Below are 22,303 nucleotides of genomic sequence, written 5' to 3' on the forward strand. Positions count from 1 at the left end.
GGCATGCAGGCCCCGCAGTATTAACAAACCGCACCGTACAGGTGCAATAATGACCCCTTTGCCTGCGACCCCCCGCCGCAGCTTTGTCCATGACCGCCGCCCGCACCGCCCTGATAGCGCCTCTGATCGTCGCGTGCGCGATGTTCATGGAAAGCGTCGACGCCAACGTGATCGTCACCGCCCTGCCCGCCATGGCGCGCGACTTCGGGCGCGACCCGGTGGCGCTGAAAATCGCGGTCACGAGCTACGTGCTCGGGCTCGGCGTGTTCATCCCCGTTTGCGGGTGGCTCGCCGACCGCTTCGGCGCGCGCACCGTGTTTCGCACGGCAATCGGCATCTTCGTGGCCGGCTCGCTGCTGTGCGCGGCGTCGAATTCGCTGGCCACCTTCACGCTCGCGCGCTTCGTCCAGGGCGTCGGCGGCGCGATGATGGTGCCCGTCGGCCGCATCATCATCTTCCGGGTCGTCCACAAGGTCGACTTCATCCGCGCGATGAATTATCTGAGCGTGCCCGCGATGCTCGGTCCCGCGGCCGGCCCGCTGCTCGGCGGCTTCATCACGACTTATCTGCACTGGCGCCTGATTTTCTTTATCAACGTGCCGATCGGCATCCTCGGCATCTATCTGACGAACAAGCACATCGCCAACACGCGCGAGCCGCATCCCGGCCCGCTCGACTGGATCGGCTTTTTTCTGTCGGCGGCGGGCGCGGTGCTGCTTCTGCTCGGGTTGTCGCTGATCGGTGGCGAGCTGATCGCCAATCGCGACGCGTTCGGCATGTGCGGGATCGGCGCGGTGCTGCTGGTGCTTTACGTCGTGTATGCGCAGCGCGCGCGGCTGCCGCTGCTCGATTTGCGCTTTTTCAAGGTGCCGACGTTTCAGGCGAGCGTGCTCGGCGGATCGCTGTTTCGCATCGGTCTCGGCGCGCTGCCGTTCCTGCTGCCGCTGATGCTTCAGGAAGGACACGGCATGAGCGCGTTTCAGTCCGGCCTGATTACCTGCGCGTCGGCATTCGGCGGCATGTTCATGCGCACGGTCGCGTCGCGCGTGCTGCATCGCTATGGTTTTCGCTCGGTGCTGGTGGTCAACGCGGCGCTGTCGGGCGTTTCGATCGCGGCGTGCGGGCTGTTTTTTCCCGGCACGCCGACGTGGATCATCTGGGTCGTGGTGCTGCTCGGCGGCTTCTTTCCCGCGCTGCAATTCACGAGTCTCAATTCGTTGACCTACGCGGAAATCGCGAGCCGCGACGTCGGGCGGGCGACGAGCCTCGGCAGTGTCGTGCAACAGATGTCGCTCGGTCTCGGTGTGACGGTCGGCGGCATCGTTCTGCAGATTTCGCGCTTGATGAACGGCCACGACGCGATCATGTGGTCGGATTTCTGGCCCGCGTTTCTCGTGGTGGGATTGTGCTCGTTCGCGTCGATTCCGGTGACGTTGCGGCTGCCGCGTGGCGCCGGGGAAGAAATCTCGCGCGGTGGGCGCGGCTGACGACGAGCGGATAGCGCGGTCGGCGAGGGCTAGTGGGTTGGCGAGCTGGTGACTTACCTGTCGCGCTGCTGGTCTGCCGCGCTGCTTGTCTGCGGCGCTGCTCGTCTGCCGCGCTACTTGTCTGTCGCGCTGCTCGTCTGTCGCGCTGCTCGTCTGTCGCGCTGCTCGTCTGTCGCGCTGCTCGTCTGTCGCGCTGCTCGTCTGTCGCGCCGCAGGTCTCCCGCGCTGCTCGTCTGCCGCGCCGCAGGTCTCCCGCGCTGCTCGTCTGCCCCGCTGCCCGCGGCGCCGAATTCACTGCTCCTTGCGGATCACGCTCACTTCGCCGTTGCGCTCGAGAATCGCCGCGGCGACCTTGTCGAGCGAGCGGGAGCCGATCTTCTGCCGCACGCTTTCCCGCACATCGTTCGAGGTCATCAGCGCGGCCCGCATTTGATCCTGGTTGAATGCGCCGTTGCTGACAGCTCGCGCTCGACGCCGCCGACCAGCCGCTCGATCGCATGCGAGCGCATGCAGATCCACGCAAGCAGGCGATGGCAAACGACGATCACGAGCGATGCCAGCACCGTGGCGACGAACGGCGACGCGCCCACGATCGCGCGGCTCAACGTGGCGCCCAGCAGAATCACCACGACCGAATCGAACGGCGAGCGCTGTCCCAACGAACGCCGTCCGGAGATCCTGATCAGCACGAGTGCGATCAGAAACACGACGACCGCGCGCAGGCTCATCTGCAGCGGGTCGAGATCGCGCCCTTGCCCGAACAGCAGATAAATCGCGTCCATCATTGTTTTGTCCTCCGGGTCCGGCCCGCCTCCGTTCGATGAAGGCAAGGCCATGCGCAGTACCGGCAGCAGATGCCAAGGAGAAGCAAACCATGTGCCGATCGCCGGACGCGGCGACGCTTTTTGAAGCGCTATTCGAGACGCTATTCGAGGCGCTACTTCCCCAGCTTCGCCCGCACACGGGACACATCGCGCGACGTCACCGGCGCAGCCGCGTTGCCCCACGTATTGCGGATAAACGTCAGCACGCGCGCCATTTCGTTATCGGTCAGTTTGTCCGTGAACGACGGCATCTTGCGCGGCTCCGGACCGCTGAGTGTGTGCGGGCTCTCGCCGCCTTCGACCAGCAAGCGCACGAGCGATGTACTCGATGCCCCAAGCACGGCGGGATTGCCCGCCAGCCGCGGATACTTTTGCGGCACGCCGGCGCCGTCCATCTGATGACATCGCGCGCAATACGTGGCGTAGATCCCGGCGCCGGGCCGCTCGACGTCGCCGGTTCTGAGCGCCCGCACGGTCTGCTGCGCGGCGCGCGAGTTTGCATTGAAGCGGCCGTTCGGCGCGCGCGGCGGCAGGCTCTTCAGATACGCGGCGATGGCGGCGCGGTCGGCATCGCTCAGGTACTGGGTGCTGTCTTCGACCACTTGCACCATGCTGCCGAAAGTCACGAGTCCGCCGCCGTGGCCGGCTTTTAGGAAGGCGGCGATGTCGTCGGCGGAAAATCGGCCGAGGCCCGAGCCGGGATCGGCGGTGAGGTTCGAGGCGAACCAGTTGTCATTGGTGCCGCCCGTCAGATACGTCGAACTCGAATGGCTGTAGCCGCGCTCGTTGAACGCGGGGCCGCGCGGCGTGTGGCACGCGCCGCAATGTCCGAGCGATTGCACGAGGTAGGCGCCGCGGTTCCATTGCGCGTCATGCGCGGGGTCCGCCCGGTACTGTCCGGTCGGCGCAAAAACCCAGTCCCAGAACAGCAGCGCCCAACGCTGGTTGAACGGGAACGGCAGACGCGTCGTCGGCGCGGGTGTCGGCACAGGCTGCACGCCGTGCATGAAGTACGCGTAGAGGGCGTGCATGTCGTCGTCGGTGATTTTCGAAAACGATGGGTATGGCATCGCCGGATAAAGCCGCTTGCCGCCTCGCGCGACGCCCTCGCGCAACGCGCGCGCAAAGTCTTCGTAGCTGTAGCGGCCGATGCCCGCTTGCGGATCGGGTGTGATGTTCGACGAATAGATGGTGCCGAACGGCGAGCCCATGCCGAGGCCGCCCGCGAACGGCGGCGTCGCTACCGGCTTCGCGCCAGGCTGGGGGATGCGCGGCGGGGCTGTGTGGCAGCCGGCGCAATCGGCGGCTTTCGCGAGGTAGGCGCCGCGGGCGATTTCGGTGGGGTTGGCGCTCGTTGTAATGCTCGCGTTGATCTCGCGCGTGGCCGTGCTGTTCGTTGTGCTGTTCGTTACGCCGTTGTCCGCCCCGCTCGCCGCGGCTTCCCGTGCATGGCTCGCGGCATCGTGCAACAACGTGCCCGTCAGCGCGAGCGCGACCGCGGCGACACCGACCGCACGCCAACCTCGCCGCACCAAGCCGCCGCCACGCATCACGATAAAATCACGAAGGCCGCGCATCGTCACCACCACTTGCACGGCGAGACGATCGCGATGGCGGCGTCGACCGCAATCAAAGCGACCAGAAACAGCGTGCTGCACAACGCCGCGACCCTCAGCAAAAAGCGCTGCAGCCCCACACGTTTACGGCGCGCGGCATCGAGCGCGGCCCACTCGACCGGCGCAAGCTGCCGCATTTCGCGCCACGCGACCCAGGTGCCGAATGAGCCCGCCGCAAGGCACAATGCGCCGAGCACGATGAGCGCTGTTTTCATCCACGGCAGAATTGGTTCGGATAACGGATGATCGAACGGATAACAGCTTTGCGCAGCGAGCATTTCGGCGACGGTCATCTGCAAGAGCCAGGCGAGCGGCGCGACCAGCAGACCGATCAGCACATGGCGCAGCGGGTGCGGCGCGCCGGGCAATGGGCTCGTCGAATGCGTGTTCATGTCCTGGGCCATGACCACTCCTGAAAGAGGTAAGGCGTCAGATACAGCGTGCTGAAGATGAACAGCCAGACGATATCGACGAAATGCCAATACAGTCCGCCGATCTTCAACGCCGCGCAACGCCGCTCGTCGAAATAGCCAAGCGCCGTCCATAACAGCAGCAACAGCAACACGACGATGCCGACGGCGACGTGCGCCATATGAAAGCCGGTGATCGTGAAGTAGAGCGAGCCATACAGATGCGTCGTAAGCCCGTAAGGATGGTCGTGCCACTCCGCAAGCTGAATGCCCATGAAGACGATGCCGAGCACGACACCCGTGGCCATTGACGCGACTGCACAGCGCACGCGTCGGCGGCGCACGCAACGCTCGCACAGCCAGACGAACACGCTGCTAGTCAACAGAATGACTGTGTTGACGACGCCGAGCGTGAGTTTGGGCAAACCTTCCGGCGGCCAGTGCTGCGGATTTTGCGAAGCGAGATACAGATACGTGAAGATCAGGTATCCGAACAATGCGCCTTCGGTCAGCACGAGCGTGAGGCAGCCCCACCAGCCGCCCGAACGCTCGCCGGCGCTGCCTATCGGCAATACGCCGGCCGGTTCGTCCGGCTCGCGAGGCTCACCTGATGAGCGCTGCAGGTTGACGGCGTCGCTCATGTCAGCCTCCGGCGTCGTGGACGGCAACCGGTTCGCGCTGAATCAGTTCGCGCTCCGGCCACAGCCATACGATGATCGACACCGCGCAGCCCGCCAGCATCGCGCCCGCGAAAAGCCACGCCGCGAGCGCGAGCGCCGCGAAGAAAAGCGCGGCGAACAACGCAAGGAAGAACGGCGCGTACGAGTCGCCAGGCATCTTCAGAATCACGTCGGGATTCGCTTCGAGCGCGGTCGTGCCGAGCGCCTCGCGCCCTTCCGCCAGCAGATAACCTTCGTCGATTTGCGAGCGCACGTTGCCCGCGTTGCCGGGTTCCTCGATACGGCCTTCCCACAGCGGATGGCGGCTCGCGAGCGTCGGCACCACGGCGAAGTTGTACGGCGGCGGCGGCGAGCTCACGGCCCATTCGAGCGATGGTGCGTCCCACGGATTATTGCCCGCCGGCTTGCCGCGCTTCAGACTCACCGCGAGATCGGCGAGAAAGATCAGGATACCGAACGCAAACAGAAAGGAGCCGAGCGACGTAACGAGGTTCACCGTATTCCAGCCCATATCGGCGGGATACGTGTAGATGCGGCGCGGCATGCCGAGCAGCCCCGCGATATGCATCGGGAAAAAGCCGATGTTGAAGCCCGCGAACATCACCCAGAAACCGAGCTTGCCAAGACGCTCGCTCATCATCTTGCCGGTGAACTTCGGGAACCAGAAGTAGATGCCGCCGATCACCGGGAACACGTTGATGCCGAGCAGCACGTAATGCAGATGCGCGACGACGAAGTAGGTGTCGGTGAGTTGCCAGTCGAACGGCACGGCCGCGGTCAGCACGCCCGAAACGCCGCCCACCACGAACAGAAAAACGAAGCCCGCGAAAAACAGGAACGGCACGCGAAAGACCGGCCGCCCCGTCCAGATGGTGGCGATCCACGCAAACGTGGCTACTGCGCTCGGGATCGCGATCACCATGCTCGCCGCGCCGAAAAACGACAGCGCGAGCGCCGGAATTCCCGTCGCGAACATGTGGTGAATCCACACGACGAAACCAATCGCCATCGTCGCGACGGTGGCGAGCGCGACAGGACCGTAGCCGACCAGCGGGCGCCGGCAGAACACCGGCAACGCATCGGACACGATGCCCATCGCCGGCAACACGACCGCATAGACCCACGGATGCGCGAAGATCCAGAACAGATGCTGCCAGAGCAGCGGCCGTCCGCCGTTCAGTACGTCGAAGAAATGCGTGCCGATGCGGCGGTCCATCCACAGCAGGAAAAATGCGAGGCTCACTGACGGCACCGCGAGCAGATTGCCGGCCGATGCAGTGAGCGTGCCCCATACGAGCACCGGCACGCGATCGAGCGACATGCCCGGTGCGCGCATGCGCAGCAACGTTACGACGAAGTTCATCGAGCCGACTGTCGTTGAAATGCCGAGCAGCACCATGCCGAGCGCGTAGACATCGATGTTGGGTCCGGTGCTGTATTCGAGGCCCGAGAGCGGCGCGTAGTTGAACCAGCCCGCGTCGGGCGCCTGGCCGGTCGGAAAGCTCGCGTACAGGAAGATGCCCGCGAATAGAAAGATCCAGTACGACAGCGCATTGAGCCGCGGAAAAGCCATGTCGCGCGAACCCAGCACAAGCGGCCACAGGTAGTTCGAGAAGCCGGACAGCACAGGCAGCGCATACAGAAAGATCATCGTCACGCCGTGCATCGTGAAGAGCTGGTTGTACTGCTCAGGCGTGAGCACCGTCGCATTCGGCCGCGCGAGCTGGACGCGCATGATGAGCGCTTCGACGCCGCCCATCAGCAGAAACACGAACGCGGTCACCAGATAGCGCAAGCCGATCGTCTTGTGATCCACCGACGAAAGCCAGCCGCGCCAGCCCGGCGGCGTTTCCCAGATCTCGCGCAGGCGTTTTTCGTCGGCGCTGCCAGGCGGCACGCGGCCGCGCCGCGGCCGGCGCGCGAGGCGCGGCGCATGCGTTGCCGCTGCCGCTGTCTCTGCCTCAGCCGCCGATGAAGACGATGCGCTCGAACTCGGCGCGTCGGCGTGATCGGACATCGAAATGCGCTCCTTACGTTAGGCGGTCGCGCAAACTCGCGACCGGCTCGGGTTCAATGCAGCGTCGCGAGATAAGCGGACAGCGCGGCGGCATCGCTCGTCGTCAATGCGATGCTCGGCATCAATGCTTCCGGTTTGATTCGCTGCGCGTGCTGTACCCAGTCGAGCAGATGCTCGGGCGTGTTCGTCAGCGCACCGGCCGCGATCAGACGTCGCGAGCCGAGATGCGTGAGGTCGGGCGCTTGCGAGCCGTGCGCGTCGGTGCCGCGTATCGCGTGGCAGCCGGCACAGCGCTCGTCGAACAGTTTCTTGCCCGCGCTGAATTGCGCGCCGTGCGCATCGTGCGCCGATGCCTGCGTCTGCATCGCGTTGCGCCCTTGCGCGTCTCTCCACGCATGGAAATCGGCGGCGCTTTGTGCGACGACTTCGAAGGCCATGTGCGCATGCTGCGCGCCGCAGAACTGCGAACACTGTCCGCGATAGATGCCGGGACGATCGGCCTGAATCCATTGCTCGTTCGTTTGACCGGGAATGGTCTGCGTCTTGCCGGCAAGCTGCGGCACCCAGAACGCGTGGACGACATCGGCGCTTTTTAACCGCACCTTCACGGGCTCGCCGACAGGAATATGAATTTCGTTGGCGGTACTGAAGTTTCGCGCGGCGTCGGGGTCGTCGGCGTAATCGACTTTCCACCACCAGTCGTAGGCGGTCACGGTGATGACAAGCCGCGCATGCGATGCGGGCGAAGCGACGGATTCGAGCGTCGCCATCGTGTAGACGAGCATGCCGAGCAACGCCACACACGAGGCACCGGTCCCCACATAAATCCAGCGCAATCCGCCCGCTTCGGGACCGATCGTGTCCGCCGGTTCAGCAGGCCGCTTGCGAGCGAGCGCCACGACAAGCAAGCCGCTCACGATCAGCACCACCAGCACGACGATTGCAGTCAGCACCCAGCCGAGGCGCATCGTCGGCGCAGCAGCGGGCCCTGCGGTGTGGAGAAAATACGCGAGGGGCGCGGAGTCGGCAGAAGCGGTGGATGGAAGAACAGCGCTCGCAGACAACAGGCTCAGCGCGGGCCACGCGCTCTGACGCGCGAAAAAGTTTGCCCCGTCCGATGTGATTCGCGCGGTCCTCGTGCGTGGCATGCCGCTCGGCTCCGATTGCGTTTCGACCTGGGACTCACGCTGCGCGGCGCGGCGCTCGCCCCTCGTATGAAGTGCCCGCACGTCGTCGAGCAGCGCTCATCGCGCAGCAAGAAACGAACCTTTCAGACCGCTAAACACGGGTCAGGTCTCGCACTTGCTTTATCGACACACGATCAATTCAACATCAGGAGCTTGCCTTGAAACATGCCTCTCTCGCCACGGCTCTCGTGGTTTCATTCGCGTTCGTTCACGCCGCGGCGCATGCCGAAGGTTGCACTAAAGGCGCGGTGGTCGGCGGCGTCGGCGGACATATTGCGGGTGGCCACGGCGTGGCCGGCGCAGCAGCAGGCTGCGCGATCGGCCATCATGAAGCAAAGAAGAAAGACAAGGCGGCCAGCGCGGCGGCGGCCGCGAGTCAGCCTGCGGGGAAATAGCAGCTTGTGATGTAAAAAAGACCCGCTGGGATCGGACCATCTTGCAATCGTGCGGTCTCCAGCGGGTCTCTTTCAATCGTCTTGCACGCTCAGCCTGCCGCGCTGACTTTTTCCGCGAGCTTCGCGTCGTAACTCGAATGGACGTGCACGCGTTTGCGCTCGGGATACGCATACGAATACGCTTTGCGCAGCGCGAGCGACGCCTCGTGAAAGCCCGACAGAATCAGCTTCTGCTTGTTCGGATAGTTGGCGATGTCGCCGACCGCGAAGATGCCTGGCCGCGAGCTCTCGTAGTTGGACGTATCGACATCGACGCGGCCGCCGTGCAGGCTCAAGCCCCACTGCCCTATCGGACCGAGGTCCGCGACCAGTCCGTATAGCACGACGAGCTGTTCCGCCGGCAACTCGGTCTCGCCCTCGATATGTCGCAATGTGATGGATTTGAGTGCAGCGCTTTCGGCGTTCTCTTGCGCGTCGCTTTGCACCTTCAGCCCTGAAATCGCGCCGACAATAAAGTCCATCTCACCGGCTTCGACCGCGCGCCGCATCAACTCGACGCTTGAATCGGCGGCGCTGAATCCGTTGCGCCGATGCACGAGCGTCACGCGCCGCGCGACCTTGCGCAACGCGAGCGCCCAGTCGAGCGCGGAATCGCCGCCGCCTGCCACGACCACGGTTTTGTCGGCGAAATCGGCGAGACGCTGCACGCTGTAGTGCACATGGCGCGATTCGAGCGGCACGGCTTCGGCAAGCGGCAGCTTTTGCGGCACGAATGCACCGTTGCCCGCGGCCAGCATGATTGCCGCGACGTCGAACACAAGGCCGCGATCGGTGCGCACGGTCCACCGGCCGTCGCTGCGCTGCTCGACGGATTCCACACGCTGCTCGAGATGAATCGGCACGTCGAACGGCTTGCATTGCGCGAGCAGGCGGTCCACGAGTTCGCGCGCCGTGCATGACGGAATCGCGGGAATGTCGTAGATCGGCTTGTCGGGATAGAGCTCGGTGCATTGGCCGCCGATCTTGCCGAGTGCATCGACGATCTGGCAGGACAAGCCGATCACGCCGGCCTCGAAAGCGGCAAAGAGCCCAACGGGACCCGCGCCGACGATCAGCACGTCGGTGCGGATAGGCGGTGAACCAGGTTGCACAACAGGCTCGGCGGCGGACGTCATTCGCTATCTCTTCATAAGGTGATGACCCACCATACCGAATCGCCGTGAGCGCGGCAACGATGCCATTACAGCCAGCAAGGGCGCTTAAGCGGGGGTTCGCAGCCGGTTGCGGACATTCAAGTGGCCACCTACAAATCGTCGAAAATGGCCATTTTGCAAAGCCAATGCCAAGACTAGTATTCACTCATCGCATCACCGGATGCGTCCCACCAAAGCGAAGGAGTGAATCATGAAACAACGTCTCAACTACTACAAAGCCAGTCCCGCCGCGATCAAGGCAATGCTGGGCCTTGAAGAACGCATCGGCAAATCGTCGATTGAAAAGTCGCTCGCGGAACTGGTTCGCCTGCGTGCGTCGCAGATCAACGGCTGCGCGTTCTGCGTGGACATGCATACCACCGACGCCCGCAAAGGCGGCGAAACCGACCGGCGTCTTGCAACTGTCGTGACGTGGCGCGAAACGCCGTTCTTCACGGATCGCGAACGCGCCGCGCTCGAATGGACGGAAGCGTTGACGCTCATCTCGCACCATCACGTGCCCGACGCCGTGTGGGAAGCGGTCCGCCCTCACTTCAGCGACGAAGAACTGGTCGACCTGACGCTGCTCGTTTCCACGATCAACGCCTGGAACCGCTTCGCGATTTCGTTCCGCTCGATGCCTGAATAAGCGCGTCACTGTACATAGCAGCACCGCTGGCGCAGCGCCTCTTTCAACTCGGCTGGATCACGCGATTCAAAGAGGCCGCTCGCGCTGCGCACTCGTACCGCACACCTCCACCGCTCGCACGCCCTCCCCATTCCCCGCCTTGCAACACCGCTCAATGCCGTATCATTGAAGCGTTTGCTGACAAAAAACTCCGCTTAACCGGCGCCCGCGCGCCGCCGCTTGCCATCACATGACCAGGGATTCGTCGCATACCGCGCTGCTGTGGATCGTCGCCGCGGGCTTTTTCATGCAGTCGCTCGACACGACGATCGTGAACACGGCGCTGCCGTCCATCGCGCACAGCCTGCATGTCGCGCCGCTTGCGATGCAGCCGATCGTGGTCGCCTACACGTTGACGATGGCGATGCTCACGCCCGCCTCCGGCTGGCTCGCCGACCGCTTCGGCACGCGGCGCGTCTACTTCGCCGCGATCCTCGTCTTCGTGATCGGCTCGATTTGCTGCGCGAGCGCGCACACGCTCGGCGAACTCGTGCTCGCGCGCGTGCTACAAGGCGTGGGCGGCTCGATGCTGCTGCCGATCGGACGCCTCGCCGTGCTGCGCAGCGTGTCCAGCGAGCAATACGTCGCGGCGCTCGCGTTTATTTCGGTCGCCGGTCAACTCGGCCCGATTGTCGGACCAACGCTCGGAGGCTGGTTCGTCCAGGCGATCACATGGCACTGGATCTTTCTGATCAACGTGCCGATCGGCGCCGCCGGTCTCTACGCGGTGCAGCGTTTTTTGCCGCCGCACGGCGAGACCCAGGCGCCGCCGTTCGACTTCATCGGCTGCGGGTTGTTGTCGCTTTGCATGATCGCGTTTTCGCTGGCCGTCGATGCCCCCGTGCCGACGCATCAGGCGGCGTGGTCCGCGGCGCTGTTCGCGCTCGCGGCGGTGAGCGCGCTCGCCTACATTCCGCACGCGAGGCGGCGGCGTAACCCGCTCTTCAAACTGTCGCTGTTCAGCGAGCCGAATTTCAGCGTGGGGCTGGTCGGCAACCTCGTGTGCCGCATCGGCTCGAGCGCCGTGCCGTTTCTCGTGCCGTTGCTGCTGCAGCTTCAGCTTGGCTACACGCCGCTGCATTCGGGGCTGATGATGCTGCCCGCGGCGCTCGCCGGCACGGTCGCCAAACGCTGGATCGCGCCGCTCGTGCGGCGCTACGGCTATGACCTCTTCCTGCTGGTGAATACGCTCATCGTCGGTTCGTCGATCGTGGCGTTTGCGTCGATCTCGCGCGGCACGCCGCTCATCGTCGAAGTCGTGATTCTCGCGGTATTCGGCGCGGCCAACTCCATGCAGTTCGCGGCGATGAACAGCGTCACGCTCAAGGGCCTCTCGCACGAAGACGCCGGCAGCGGCAACAGCCTCTTTTCGATGGTGCAGATGCTGGCAATCGGCCTGGGCGTGTCGATCGGCGGCGGGCTCGTGAAGCTCTTTGCCGCGCAATGGGGCTCGGCGGCGCTCGGCTTCCGGCTGAGCTTCGTCTGCGTCGGCGCGATCACGCTGCTGTCCGCGTGGGTGTTCCGCCATCTCGACGCGGCGCCCGCCGTGCGCGCGCCGGCTAGCCAGGGCGCGGGGCGCTGATTCGCGCTCGGGTTCGGGTTCGGGTTCGGGTTCGGGTTCGGGTTCGGGTTCGGGTTCGGGTTCGGGTTCGGGTTCGGGTTCGGGTTCGGGTTCGGTAACGTTGCAACTGAGCCCGCGCCGCCGCGTTGCTTTCACACGCTGTCGCTTCTCATATGCGCCGCGCATGACGGACCCGCGATCCTTCGTGGACGGGCTCCCCGCCGCGCGTTTCGCGTTAGCATGTACCGCGTCAACGAACAAGAAAAGGATTCTCCGATGCCATTTGACGAGCGCGTGCTGAACGGCATGGGCGTGCTGACGGCGATCGTCGATTGCGGCAGCTTCGCGGCAGCAGGCGTTGCGCTCGACATGTCTCAATCGGGCGTGAGCCGTTCGGTGGCGCGGCTCGAGGCGCGGCTCGGCATCCGGCTATTCGATCGCACCACGCGCTCGGTCACGCTCACCGACGAAGGCCGGCGCTTCTACGAACAGATCGTGCCGCTGCTAAGCGGCCTCGAGGACGCGGCGGCCAGCGCCGCCCGAGGCGCGACGGCCGTGCGCGGACGCCTGCGCGTAAACATGGACCCGTTCTTTTCGCGCCTCGTGCTCGGACCGAGACTCGGCGGTTTCGTCGACAAACATCCCGATTTGCAGCTCGAACTGATCACGCGCGACCAGTTGGGCGATATGGTCGGCGACGGTTTCGACGTCGCGATCCGCTTTGGCGAGCCGCCGGTGTCGTCGCTGATCGCGCGCAAGCTGCTCGACACGCGCATTCTGACGGTGGCCGCGCCGTCGTATCTGAAGAAGCATGGGCATCCGGCAAATCCTGCGGAACTCGAAAGCGGCCAGCATGCGTGCATCAAGTTTCGCGATCCGCTGACCGGTTATCCGTTCAGTTGGGAGTTTCATCGCGGCCGCAAGAAAATCGTCGTCACGCCGCAAGGCCGCCTGACCGTCAACGATGTGGGCACCTTGCACAGCGTGTGCGCCGCGGGCCAGGGCATCGCGCAAATCCTCGCGCTCGGCGCGGAAGCCTTGCTCGCGAGCGGCAAGCTGGTCGAGCTTTTCCCCGAATGGGGCGACGAGCTTTATCCGCTCTACGCGCTCTATCCGTCGCGGCACCATCCGCCGGCCAAGGTGCGCGCCTTCATCGATTTCATCATTTCGCTGACGGGCGCCGCTCACGCCGAGTGAAGTGCGGGCCCAGGCTTTGCTTCCCGAGTTAGGTCTTCAAGATCAGGAGAACGCCATGGCCGACCCCAAGCAAGGCAACGACAAGCCCGACGACATCGCCCATCCGCACCCCGCGGTACATAGCGACAACGAAAAGAGCAAGCTGCCGGAGCGCGGCGACGCCGACCGCGATCAGTCGCCGGCGGACCGTCCGGGTCAGAAGCCGGGTGAAGGCGAGCCGTCAGTCGGCTGAAATTAAGCGCAGGTCTGGAAGCGGCTTTGCTGCGTTGGAGCGCGCAAAGCCGCATAAATTTTTCCCTTTCCGCAGCTTTCATACAGCAGACATTTTTTCCGCTTTTTTACCGAATATTTTTTCGGCGCGATGCACTACTTTTCTGCTTGCAGCGATGTATGCGAACAAGCAGCCGGCTGCCGCCCCTTCAACAGATAACAAAGGCGACGCCCATGTCCATTCCCGTGCCCTCCGCCGAGCCAGCCAAAGTGTCGATCTGCGTGCCGACCTGCAACCGGCCGGAGCTGATCGTCGAGTGCATCGACTCGTGTCTTGCGCAGACCTACGGCAATCTGGAAATCGTGATCGGCGACGATTCAAACGATGCGCGCACCGCGCAACTGCTTGCGTCGCGTTATCCGCACGAGTTGAGCGAAGAGCGCATCCGTTATGCGAGGAACGAGCCGCCGCTTGGCCAGGCGCGCAACGTCGCGAGCCTGTTCGAGCGCGCGCTCGGCGACAAGATTCTGCTGCTTCACGACGACGACCTGCTCACCACCGACGGCGTCGAAAAACTCGTGTCGCTGTGGAAACTGCATCCACGGCTCGATGCCGCGTTCGGCGCACAGTACGAGGCGGACCATGACGGCGCGATCGATCTCGAGGCCAGCGCGCGGCTCAACGCGGCGTTCAGGCGCACGAAGGACGCCGAAGGCTTGCAGCCGCTGCCGGGCAGAACCGGGCTCGTTCAGATGTTCCCGAACAACGGCTGGATGGCGGACGCGCGGCTCGTCCGACGCGTCGGCTATAAGGAGCAATATGGCGCGTGCTGCGACTTCGTGTTCGGCACCGAGCTGTGCCTCGCGGCGCGAGAGGTGTTTTATCTGCACGATTACGTGTCGGTGTATCGCAAGACCGCCACTTCGATTTCGCACAGCACGCGCGGGACCGCGGCGGCAGCCACGCTCAGCGCCTACGGGTTCGTCAGGAAGCTGAAGTTGCCGCCGCAGCTCGAGCCTTCGCGCAAGCTCGCGCTCCGGCGGCTCGCGCCGATCGTCGTGTCGGTGCATGCGAGGAATCGTCAGGCGCGGCTCGGGTTGAAGATCGCGCTGGGTCATCTGTTCGCGTATCGGTATGGGTTCAGCGCGCGGCTTTACTACCATCTGCTGATGCTTTCGCGGGCTGCGGTGAATGCGCGCGGGCGGGCGGGGATTGCTGCGGGGGATGTGGTGATGGCGGAAACGGAGAGCGTGGTGAGGGCGAGCGCCGCAGCCACGGTTACGGCAGCAGCAACGGTGGCTGCAACCGCCGTGGCAACGGCGGCTCCTGTTGCAGCCTTGCCCGGCGAACCCGGCATAACCATGAAAGAGCTTGTCGCGGAACTCACCGCCGATACGACCGAATCGCGCTGATCGCGGCGACGTCGTCGGCGGTCGTCGCCATGCGCCGTCAGCGCGTTTTCTGCTAAGCATCCTCTGCTTAGCAAAGGCGTATTTGTTGCTTGGACTGGCGCGCGCCGCTGATTACGATGAGCCGGACACGTCATGAAGTCCGAGGTGATTCGCCATGTCCGACAGTGCCTGTTTCAAGCCGCGTGTGATCGAGCCGGTCGCCGCCAATCAGCCCGAGGGATTGGGACTGGCGGTGGAATTGTGGCTCGCTCAACCGATCGACGGAATTGCCGGGCGAGCCGTGCAGATCCACCTGCGCAGCGACGCGAAGATGGCGCAGGCCGAAGCGCTGCGCGACCTCCTGCACGTACTCGGCACCGAAATCGTGGTGGCGTGAGCGCGCACTGAGCACGCACTGAGCACGCACCTAAGCACGCGCCCGAGCGCGCGCCTCGGCTCACGGTTCGTGACGCAAATACCCTTCTTTCGACGGATCGCGCATGCGCAGCGCGACGATGCCGGCGATCGCGCACATCAAGGTCACGTACCAGTAGAACATCGGTTCGCTGCCGGTCGACTTGAGCCACAGCGCCACGTATTCGGCCGAGCCGCCGAAGATCGCATTCGCCACCGCATACGAGAGGCCCACGCCGAGCGCGCGCACTTCGGGCGGGAACATTTCCGCCTTGATGAGGCCGCTGATCGACGTATAAAAGCTGACGATGGCAAGCGCCAGCACCACGAGACCGAACGCCGCATACGGGCTCGTCACGTCCTTCAGCGCATGCAGAAGCGGCACCGTGCCGATGGTCGCGAAGAGGCCGAAGCACAGCATCGAACGACGCCGGCCGATGCGATCCGACAGCGCGCCGAACAGCGGCTGAAGCAGCATGTAGACGAAGAGCGCCGCGGTCATCACGTTGCTGGCGGTCTTCGCATTCATGCCCGCCGTGTTCACCAGATACTTCTGCATATACGTGGTGAACGTATAGAAAATCAGCGAGCCGCCCGCCGTGAAGCCGAGCACCGTCATGAACGCGACGCGGTGCTGCCACAAGCCGCGCAGCGTGCCCGCTTCCTTGCGCTGACGCGTCGCGGCGGTAGTGGTTTCATCGAGCGATTTACGCAGATAGAGCGCGACCAGCGCCGCGATCGCGCCGATCACGAACGGCACGCGCCAGCCCCAGGCTTTGAGTTCCGCGGTCGAGAGCGTCTGTTGCAGGATCACCAGCACGAGGAGCGCGCACAACTGGCCGCCGATCAGCGTCACGTACTGGAACGACGCGAAGAAGCCGCGCCGCCCTTTCAGCGCGACCTCGCTCATATACGTTGCACTGGTGCCGTATTCGCCGCCCACGGAGAGTCCCTGGAACAGCCGCGCGACGAGCAGCAGCGCCGGCGCGAGCGCGCCGATCTGCGCGTACGTGGGCAGCACGGCGATCACCAGCGAGCCGCCGCACATCATGAAGACCGAGATCATCATCGCGGTACGCCGGCCGTGCTTGTCGGCGAGACGGCCAAAGAACCAGCCGCCGATTGGCCTCATCAGAAAGCCTGCCGCGAACACGCCGGCCGTGTTCAGCAATTGCGTGGTGGTGTTGCCGCTTGGGAAGAACGCGGGCGCGAAGTACAGCGCGCAGAACGAGTAGACGTAAAAGTCGAACCACTCGACGAGATTGCCCGATGAAGCGCCGACGATCGCGAAAATGCGGCGCCGCGTGTCGTGGGCGGAGGCCACGCTGTGGTCTGTGAGGTCGGTCATGTTGTCTTCCTTGTCTCTTGAACGGAGGCGACGGTCGTGGCGCCGCCTTCAGCACGCGATTTTTAGCGTGGGCGAATTTTACAGAATCGCAAGTGAAAGTTGGGGGTTTGTTGGCAAGCGCTACGGCGAGCGCCGTCGCCAGTCCGGTCCCGGCACAGTTCGGAGCTCATTCCTGGTTTATCCCTCGGGTTTAATCGTGAGGTGTAAATTTGACTGTTGTGAATTTATACCTTAATGCTCAATCACAGGGTATAAGGAGACGCCAGCAATGGCCAGCTTCCACAACGACGCATTGCAAACGCTGTATTCGTCCGTCACCGAGCGCGCCGGCGCACAAGGTCATATTCCCCTGCACTCTCCGGGCTCGGCGGCGCAGAAGACCGTCGACGGGAAAACGTACACCTATTGGCGCGTCTATCTGGCATCGGGAAAGCATAAGGAAACGTCGCTTGGCCGCGCAGGCGAGCCCGCTACCGAGGCTGCGCTCGAGGCGAAACTACTCGAGAGCGCGGAGATGCGCGCGCTTGCCGCCGAGGTCCAGATACTGCGCAAGGCGAACTTTGCCTCCGCGGACAACTCTTCGGCGCTCACGCTGGCAACGCTCTTTAACGCGGGCATCTTCAGCCACGGCGGAGTGCTGGTCGGCTCCCACGCCTTCGGCGCGCTTCTGAATAGCCTGGGCGTGCGGCTGCCTGCGAACTACCGGACGGAAGATATCGACATTGGCAGCGCCGGGAGCATTTCGGTGGCTATCCCCGAAGAGCGCAGCTTTCTCGACATCCTTCGTGATAGCGGCATTCCGTTTCTCGAGATGCCGGAACTGCACTCGCGAAAGCCGTCCACGTCGTTCAAGGTGCGTGGACAGCACCTCAAGGTGGACTTGCTCGTGCCGGGTACGGAAGCGTACGAGACGAAGGCCTTGCCGCACTTGCGCGCCCACGCAACCGGACTTCCCTACTTCAGGTATCTGGTAACGAACCCTACGCAAGGCTTTATCCTCGGCAAGGAACACGTGGTGCCGGTCATGCTGCCCGACCCCGCCAGATTCGCGCTTCACAAGCTTGTCGTCAGCACGCTTCGCGACCCGTCGCGTGCGCTCAAGGCAGACAAGGACCGGCGGCAGGCCGCCGTGTTGATCGACGCACTCGCGGAGAAGTTTCCAGACTGGTTGACGACAGCCGCCGACGAACTCGAGGAAAACGCGCGCCCCAGGGTCGGCACCGCGGCCGCCCAGGCGCTAAACCTCGCGCCGGGCTTGTCGGAACGCGCCCGCGATTTTCTGGCTGATCTGGGTGCCCACGCGTAACCCGTGACGAGTAATCCGGTTCGCGCGCCGCCCGTCAGGAGTCGCCGTCGCGTGAGCCATGCACGGCTTCGACACCATAAAGACTGGCGCGCCGGCCACGACAGTGGCGGGCGCGCCCAAGAGACCCTCACGCCGTGAGACGTCCTCACGCCCTCACGGCGGGCGGCACGTAGCGGCACTCGTAACGCTTCCTGACCGTGCCGTTTTCGTCGACGCTTTCCAGATACACGTCGAACTGCCACAAGCGCGCCATGTGCTTGAGCACCTCGTCGCTATCGGACGAAAGATGCCGGTTGTCGCTCATGAAATGCCGCAGCGTCAGACTGCGGTCGCCGCGCGTATTCACCGACCACACCTGAATGTTCGGCTCGCGATGATGCATGTCGTACTGCCGCGACAACGCCTGGCGCACGTACTGATAGCCGCTGTCATCGTGGATCGCGGAGACTTCCAGCGCGTCGCGCATGTCGTCGTCGAGTACCGAGAACAGCCGCATTTCGCGGATCAGATGCGGCGACAGATATTGCGCGACGAAGCTCTCGTCCTTGAAATTGCGCATCGCGTAGTGCATGGCGGGCAGCCACGGACTGCCGGCCAGTTCCGGGAACCACTTGCGGTCTTCCTCCGTCGGGTTTTCGCAGATGCGGCGAATGTCGCTCATCATCGAAAAACCCAGCGCGTACGGATTGATGCCGCTGTAGTACGGCTTGGTGACGGGCGGCTGATAGACGACGTTGCTGTGCGAATGGAGGAACTCCATCATGAAGCCGTCTTCCAGCTTGCCCTGGTTGTACATTGTGTTGAGCAGCGTGTAGTGCCAGAACGTGGCCCAACCTTCGTTCATCACCTGCGTCTGCCGCTGCGGATAAAAATACTGCCCCACTTTTCGCACGATGCGGATCACCTCGCGCTCCCAAGGCTCGAGCAAAGGTGCGTTTTTCTCCGCGAAATACAGCAGATTTTCCTGTGGCTCAGGCGGATAACGCTCCTCGATTTCCTCGGGCAACGGCGTATGCCGCGTGGGCAGCGTGCGCCACAATTCGTTCACCTGCGATTGCAGATACGCCTCGCGTTCGCGCCGTGCGGCGAACTCTTTTTCCAGCGACAGCTTCTGCGGACGCTTGTAGCGGTCCACGCCGTAGTTCATCAGCGCGTGGCACGAATCGAGCAGTTCTTCCACGCGGTCGAGCCCGAAGCGCTCCTCGCATTCCGCAATGTAATTCTTCGCGTAGACGAGGTAGTCGATGATGGCATGCGCATCCGTCCACAGCCGGAACAGATAGTTGCCCTTGAAGAACGAGTTGTGCCCATACGCCGCATGCGCGATGACGAGCGCCTGCATCGTCATCGTGTTCTCTTCCATCAGATACGCGATGCAGGGGTTCGAGTTGATCACGATCTCGTACGCGAGCCCCATCTGCCCTCGACGGTAGCTTTTTTCGGTAGAGAGAAAGTGTTTGCCGAACGACCAGTGCCGGTAATTCACCGGCATGCCGACGGACGCATACGCGTCCATCATCTGTTCAGCGCTGATGAGTTCGAGCTGGATCGGATACACGTCGAGTTCATATTGCTCTGCAACACGGGCAATATGGGAGTCGTACTCCTCGATCAACTCGAAGGTCCAGTCGGACGGGCACGGCAAAGGCCGTCTATCGGCTACGTTCATACGGACTTCCCTTTGCCCCTCGATGGGCGTTCCGGTGTGTCCCCGTGCGTCAGCGTTGTCGACTGCTCCGGCTGCGGCGGCCCGCTCTTCGTCCGCCCCTGCCTCGGCATGCCCCGACTCACGCTGCGGCACGCCTGTCCCACGCTCCGGCTGATAGCCGCGCGCTTCGTTATGCAAATGTTTGGTCGTCATGACGACGCCACCTGCTTTTCAAACAACTCGCGAAACACCGGATAGATGTCAGCCGCGGTTTCGACCTTCTTCATCGCCATATGCGGCTGGCTGAGAGCCAGTTGCGCATATTCGAGCCACAGGTTCTGCTCTTCGGGCGTCACCTGAATATACGCAAAATAGCGCACCTTCTCGAGGATGTCATCCGAGAGTATCTTGCGGCACTTCGGCGAGTCGTCGGTCCAGTTGTCACCGTCGGACGCCTGGGCGCCGTAAATGTTCCATTCAGTCGGCGAATAGCGCTCGTCCATCACCTTCTGCATCAGCTCCAGCGCGCTCGATACAACCGTGCCGCCGCTTTCGGTCGAATGGAAGAACGTGTCTTCGTCGACCTCTTCGGCGCGTGTGTGGTGGCGGATGAACACCACCTCGATCTTTTCGTAATTGCGCTTGAGAAACAGATAAAGAAGGATGAAGAAGCGCTTGGCGAGATCCTTGCGTTGCTCGTCCATCGAACCGGACACATCCATCAGACAGAACATCACGGCCTGGCTCGACGGCGTGGGCTGCTTCACGCGGTTCACGTAACGCAGGTCGAACGGGTCGATAAACGGAATGCGCCAGATGCGCCCGCGCAGATGATGGATCTCGTCTTCGAGCAGCTTGATTTCTTCGCGGCGATCGTCGGGGTCGGCCTTCAGCACCTCGAGTTGCCGCTCCATTTCATGCAACTGGTTGACGAGCGGCGCGCCGAGCGCGATGCGGCGGCCGAGCGCGCTGCGCAGCGAACGGACCACGTCGATGTTGTTCGGCGTGCCTTCGGCCGCCCAGCCCGCGCGGATGCTCTTCCATGTGGGCACGGCCATCAGATGGGTTTTGACGAGCCGCGGCAGTTCGAGATCGTCGAAGAAATACTGCATGAATTCTTCGCGGCTCAGCTCGAACACGAAGTCGTCCTGACCTTCGCCTTCGTTGCTCGCCTGACTGCCGCCGCCTCCGCCGCCACCGCCTTGCGGACGCTGAATCTTGTCGCCGCGGATGTAGTCGGAGTTGCCTGGATGCACCATTTCGCGCCGGCCGCCCGGTCCATGCCGGAACGACGGCTCCGCGATGTCCTTACGCGGAATGGTGATGCTCTGGGTGTTCTGAATGTCTTTAATGCTGCGGTCGCGCACCGCTTCCGAAACGGCGCGACGAATGTAGTTCTTGACGCGGCGCAAAAAACGCTCGCGATTTGCAATGCTTTTGTTCTTGCCTGCCAACCTGCGGTCGATGATTTGATGAAGCACGCCCGGTCTCCCATACTGCCCAAATTCGGGTGCGCGAGACGCACGCTGGATGGCCCGATGCTATGTCCATGCAGCTTGCGGCTCGCAGGGTGCTCGCGCGGTCGGACCGCGCGAGCGGCACGCAGTGCGTATCATGACGACTTGCGCACGCGCAGATACCAGTCACACAGCAAGCGCACCTGCTTCGGCGTGTAGCCCTTCGCCACCATCCGGTTGACGAAGTCTTCGTGCTTGCGCTGTTCTTCCGCCGAACCTTTGGCGTTGAACGAAATGACCGGCAACAGTTCCTCCGTATTCGAGAACATTTTCTTTTCGATCACGACGCGCAGCTTTTCGTAGCTGATCCATGCAGGATTTTTCCCTGCATTCGCAGCACGCGCGCGCAGCACGAAGTTCACGATCTCGTTGCGGAAGTCCTTCGGGTTGCTGATGCCCGCGGGCTTCTCGATCTTCTCCAGCTCGGCATTGAGCGCCGCGCGGTCGAAGCTCTCGCCGGTGTCGTGATCGCGGAACTCCTGATCCTGAATCCAGAAGTCCGCATACGTCACATAGCGATCGAAAATGTTCTGCCCATATTCGGAGTACGACTCGAGATACGCCGTCTGGATCTCCTTGCCGATGAATTCCGCGTAACGCGACGCGAGCACGTCTTTAATGAACGACAGGTACTTCTGCTCGGTCTCCGGTGGGAACTGCTCGCGCTCGATCTGCTGTTCGAGCACGTACATCAGATGCACCGGATTGGCCGCGACTTCGGTCGAATCGAAGTTGAACACGCGCGACAGAATCTTGAACGCGAAGCGGGTCGACACGCCGGTCATGCCTTCGTCGACGCCCGCGAAGTCACGGTATTCCTGGTACGACTTCGCCTTCGGATCAGTGTCCTTCAGATTCTCGCCGTCGTAGACCTGCATCTTCGAGAAGAGGCTCGAATTCTCGGGCTCCTGCAAGCGCGTGAGCACCGACATCTGCGCCATCATCTTCAGCGTGCCGGGCGCGCAGACCGCATTAGCCAGCGACGAATTGCGCAACAGCTTCTCGTAGATCTTGATCTCTTCCGAATAGCGCAGGCAGTACGGCACCTTCACGACGAAAATCCGGTCGAGCAAGGCTTCGTTGTTGCGGTTATTGCGGAAGGCTTTCCACTCCGACTCGTTCGAGTGCGCGAGGATCACGCCGTCGAAAGGAATCGCGCCGAAGCCTTCCGTGCCCTTGAAGTTGCCTTCCTGGGTCGCGGTGAGCAGCGGGT

At 63.3% G+C, this 22,303-nt stretch carries 19 protein-coding genes and 1 pseudogene; 9 read left to right on the top strand and 11 right to left on the bottom strand.

What is annotated here, in order from left to right; all coding sequences use genetic code 11:
• Positions 1 to 89: 89 nt before the first annotated feature.
• Positions 90 to 1,487 (top strand): MFS transporter, encoded by a 1,398-nt coding sequence (locus BGRAMDRAFT_RS32495; RefSeq protein WP_006053176.1) that lies wholly within the window; start codon positions 90 to 92, stop codon positions 1,485 to 1,487.
• Positions 1,488 to 1,778: 291 nt separating this feature from the next.
• On the opposite strand, the pseudogene BGRAMDRAFT_RS32500 reads toward BGRAMDRAFT_RS32495, so the two are convergent.
• From BGRAMDRAFT_RS32500 to coxB, 6 genes and pseudogenes are all read right to left on the bottom strand, one after another.
• Positions 1,779 to 2,269, bottom strand: a pseudogene (locus BGRAMDRAFT_RS32500) (DUF421 domain-containing protein).
• A 155-nt stretch (positions 2,270 to 2,424) separates the two neighbouring features.
• Complete coding sequence (locus BGRAMDRAFT_RS32505; RefSeq protein WP_006053179.1) at positions 2,425 to 3,888, bottom strand: c-type cytochrome; 1,464 nt, start codon at positions 3,886 to 3,888, stop codon at positions 2,425 to 2,427.
• Positions 3,889 to 3,890: 2 nt separating this feature from the next.
• Entirely contained in the window at positions 3,891 to 4,331 is a 441-nt protein-coding gene (locus BGRAMDRAFT_RS32510) for a hypothetical protein (RefSeq protein WP_006053180.1), read from the bottom strand.
• Positions 4,316 to 4,978 (bottom strand): cytochrome c oxidase subunit 3, encoded by a 663-nt coding sequence (locus BGRAMDRAFT_RS32515; protein ID WP_006053181.1) that lies wholly within the window; start codon positions 4,976 to 4,978, stop codon positions 4,316 to 4,318. Before BGRAMDRAFT_RS32515 ends, BGRAMDRAFT_RS32510 begins: the two co-directional genes overlap by 16 nt.
• A gap of 1 nt (position 4,979) precedes the next feature.
• A complete protein-coding gene (ctaD, locus tag BGRAMDRAFT_RS32520; protein ID WP_006053182.1) occupies positions 4,980 to 7,034 on the bottom strand; it encodes a cytochrome c oxidase subunit I in 2,055 nt (684 codons plus the stop codon).
• 53 nt (positions 7,035 to 7,087) lie between these two features.
• Positions 7,088 to 8,182, bottom strand: coding sequence for a cytochrome c oxidase subunit II (coxB, locus tag BGRAMDRAFT_RS32525; protein WP_006053183.1), 1,095 nt, complete (start codon positions 8,180 to 8,182; stop codon positions 7,088 to 7,090).
• Between the two features lie 197 nt (positions 8,183 to 8,379).
• Here coxB and BGRAMDRAFT_RS32530 point away from each other — a divergent pair, with 197 nt between their 5' ends.
• A complete protein-coding gene (locus BGRAMDRAFT_RS32530) occupies positions 8,380 to 8,616 on the top strand; it encodes a hypothetical protein (RefSeq protein ID WP_006053184.1) in 237 nt (78 codons plus the stop codon).
• Between the two features lie 89 nt (positions 8,617 to 8,705).
• Here BGRAMDRAFT_RS32530 and BGRAMDRAFT_RS32535 read toward each other — a convergent pair whose 3' ends face one another.
• A complete protein-coding gene (locus BGRAMDRAFT_RS32535) occupies positions 8,706 to 9,791 on the bottom strand; it encodes an NAD(P)/FAD-dependent oxidoreductase (RefSeq protein WP_006053185.1) in 1,086 nt (361 codons plus the stop codon).
• A gap of 229 nt (positions 9,792 to 10,020) precedes the next feature.
• Here BGRAMDRAFT_RS32535 and BGRAMDRAFT_RS32540 point away from each other — a divergent pair, with 229 nt between their 5' ends.
• The 6 genes from BGRAMDRAFT_RS32540 (at position 10,021) to BGRAMDRAFT_RS32560 (ending at position 15,254) form a co-directional block, all read left to right on the top strand.
• Positions 10,021 to 10,458, top strand: coding sequence for a carboxymuconolactone decarboxylase family protein (locus BGRAMDRAFT_RS32540; RefSeq protein ID WP_006053186.1), 438 nt, complete (start codon positions 10,021 to 10,023; stop codon positions 10,456 to 10,458).
• Positions 10,459 to 10,687: 229 nt separating this feature from the next.
• Positions 10,688 to 12,079, top strand: a complete 1,392-nt coding sequence (locus BGRAMDRAFT_RS32545; protein WP_006053187.1) for a DHA2 family efflux MFS transporter permease subunit — start codon at positions 10,688 to 10,690, stop codon at positions 12,077 to 12,079.
• A 255-nt stretch (positions 12,080 to 12,334) separates the two neighbouring features.
• Positions 12,335 to 13,255: a LysR family transcriptional regulator gene (locus BGRAMDRAFT_RS32550; protein WP_006053188.1), complete on the top strand. Its 921-nt coding sequence runs from the start codon at positions 12,335 to 12,337 to the stop codon at positions 13,253 to 13,255.
• A 55-nt stretch (positions 13,256 to 13,310) separates the two neighbouring features.
• Complete coding sequence (locus BGRAMDRAFT_RS35160) at positions 13,311 to 13,487, top strand: hypothetical protein (RefSeq protein ID WP_006053189.1); 177 nt, start codon at positions 13,311 to 13,313, stop codon at positions 13,485 to 13,487.
• Between the two features lie 212 nt (positions 13,488 to 13,699).
• A complete protein-coding gene (locus BGRAMDRAFT_RS32555) occupies positions 13,700 to 14,878 on the top strand; it encodes a glycosyltransferase family 2 protein (protein ID WP_006053190.1) in 1,179 nt (392 codons plus the stop codon).
• Positions 14,879 to 15,032: 154 nt separating this feature from the next.
• Positions 15,033 to 15,254: a hypothetical protein gene (locus BGRAMDRAFT_RS32560; RefSeq protein ID WP_006053191.1), complete on the top strand. Its 222-nt coding sequence runs from the start codon at positions 15,033 to 15,035 to the stop codon at positions 15,252 to 15,254.
• A gap of 60 nt (positions 15,255 to 15,314) precedes the next feature.
• Here BGRAMDRAFT_RS32560 and BGRAMDRAFT_RS32565 read toward each other — a convergent pair whose 3' ends face one another.
• Complete coding sequence (locus BGRAMDRAFT_RS32565) at positions 15,315 to 16,619, bottom strand: MFS family transporter (protein WP_006053192.1); 1,305 nt, start codon at positions 16,617 to 16,619, stop codon at positions 15,315 to 15,317.
• A 268-nt stretch (positions 16,620 to 16,887) separates the two neighbouring features.
• On the opposite strand from BGRAMDRAFT_RS32565, the gene BGRAMDRAFT_RS32570 reads away from it, so the two are divergent.
• Entirely contained in the window at positions 16,888 to 17,925 is a 1,038-nt protein-coding gene (locus BGRAMDRAFT_RS32570; RefSeq protein WP_006053193.1) for a GSU2403 family nucleotidyltransferase fold protein, read from the top strand.
• 145 nt (positions 17,926 to 18,070) lie between these two features.
• Here the strand turns inward: BGRAMDRAFT_RS32570 and BGRAMDRAFT_RS32575 are convergent, their stop codons facing one another.
• The 3 genes from BGRAMDRAFT_RS32575 to BGRAMDRAFT_RS32585 form a co-directional block, all read right to left on the bottom strand.
• Positions 18,071 to 19,786, bottom strand: coding sequence for a SpoVR family protein (locus tag BGRAMDRAFT_RS32575; protein ID WP_006053194.1), 1,716 nt, complete (start codon positions 19,784 to 19,786; stop codon positions 18,071 to 18,073).
• Positions 19,783 to 21,054: a YeaH/YhbH family protein gene (locus BGRAMDRAFT_RS32580; RefSeq protein ID WP_006053195.1), complete on the bottom strand. Its 1,272-nt coding sequence runs from the start codon at positions 21,052 to 21,054 to the stop codon at positions 19,783 to 19,785. The genes BGRAMDRAFT_RS32575 and BGRAMDRAFT_RS32580 overlap by 4 nt, the downstream gene beginning before the upstream one ends.
• Before the next feature lie 131 nt (positions 21,055 to 21,185).
• The coding region (locus tag BGRAMDRAFT_RS32585) for a PrkA family serine protein kinase (protein WP_044022065.1) at positions 21,186 to 22,303 on the bottom strand (1,118 nt) is incomplete at its 5' end.

Origin of the sequence: Paraburkholderia graminis C4D1M, from assembly GCF_000172415.1 — a bacterium.
In the GTDB taxonomy this organism is placed as follows: domain Bacteria; phylum Pseudomonadota; class Gammaproteobacteria; order Burkholderiales; family Burkholderiaceae; genus Paraburkholderia; species Paraburkholderia graminis.

Bases quoted from the DNA above. Each gene is read 5' to 3' on its own strand.
- BGRAMDRAFT_RS32540 (WP_006053186.1), top strand. From the start codon at position 10,021: ATGAAACAACGTCTCAACTACTACAAAGCCAGTCCCGCCGCGATCAAG.
- BGRAMDRAFT_RS32570 (WP_006053193.1), top strand. From the start codon at position 16,888: ATGGCCAGCTTCCACAACGACGCATTGCAAACGCTGTATTCGTCCGTC.
- BGRAMDRAFT_RS32555 (WP_006053190.1), top strand. From the start codon at position 13,700: ATGTCCATTCCCGTGCCCTCCGCCGAGCCAGCCAAAGTGTCGATCTGC.
- BGRAMDRAFT_RS32550 (WP_006053188.1), top strand. From the start codon at position 12,335: ATGCCATTTGACGAGCGCGTGCTGAACGGCATGGGCGTGCTGACGGCG.
- BGRAMDRAFT_RS32505 (WP_006053179.1), bottom strand. From the start codon at position 3,888: ATGCGCGGCCTTCGTGATTTTATCGTGATGCGTGGCGGCGGCTTGGTG.
- BGRAMDRAFT_RS32545 (WP_006053187.1), top strand. From the start codon at position 10,688: ATGACCAGGGATTCGTCGCATACCGCGCTGCTGTGGATCGTCGCCGCG.
- BGRAMDRAFT_RS32565 (WP_006053192.1), bottom strand. From the start codon at position 16,619: ATGACCGACCTCACAGACCACAGCGTGGCCTCCGCCCACGACACGCGG.
- BGRAMDRAFT_RS32560 (WP_006053191.1), top strand. From the start codon at position 15,033: ATGTCCGACAGTGCCTGTTTCAAGCCGCGTGTGATCGAGCCGGTCGCC.
- BGRAMDRAFT_RS32510 (WP_006053180.1), bottom strand. From the start codon at position 4,331: ATGGCCCAGGACATGAACACGCATTCGACGAGCCCATTGCCCGGCGCG.
- BGRAMDRAFT_RS35160 (WP_006053189.1), top strand. From the start codon at position 13,311: ATGGCCGACCCCAAGCAAGGCAACGACAAGCCCGACGACATCGCCCAT.
- BGRAMDRAFT_RS32575 (WP_006053194.1), bottom strand. From the start codon at position 19,786: ATGACGACCAAACATTTGCATAACGAAGCGCGCGGCTATCAGCCGGAG.
- ctaD (WP_006053182.1), bottom strand. From the start codon at position 7,034: ATGTCCGATCACGCCGACGCGCCGAGTTCGAGCGCATCGTCTTCATCG.
- BGRAMDRAFT_RS32515 (WP_006053181.1), bottom strand. From the start codon at position 4,978: ATGAGCGACGCCGTCAACCTGCAGCGCTCATCAGGTGAGCCTCGCGAG.
- BGRAMDRAFT_RS32535 (WP_006053185.1), bottom strand. From the start codon at position 9,791: ATGACGTCCGCCGCCGAGCCTGTTGTGCAACCTGGTTCACCGCCTATC.
- coxB (WP_006053183.1), bottom strand. From the start codon at position 8,182: ATGCCACGCACGAGGACCGCGCGAATCACATCGGACGGGGCAAACTTT.
- BGRAMDRAFT_RS32495 (WP_006053176.1), top strand. From the start codon at position 90: ATGACCGCCGCCCGCACCGCCCTGATAGCGCCTCTGATCGTCGCGTGC.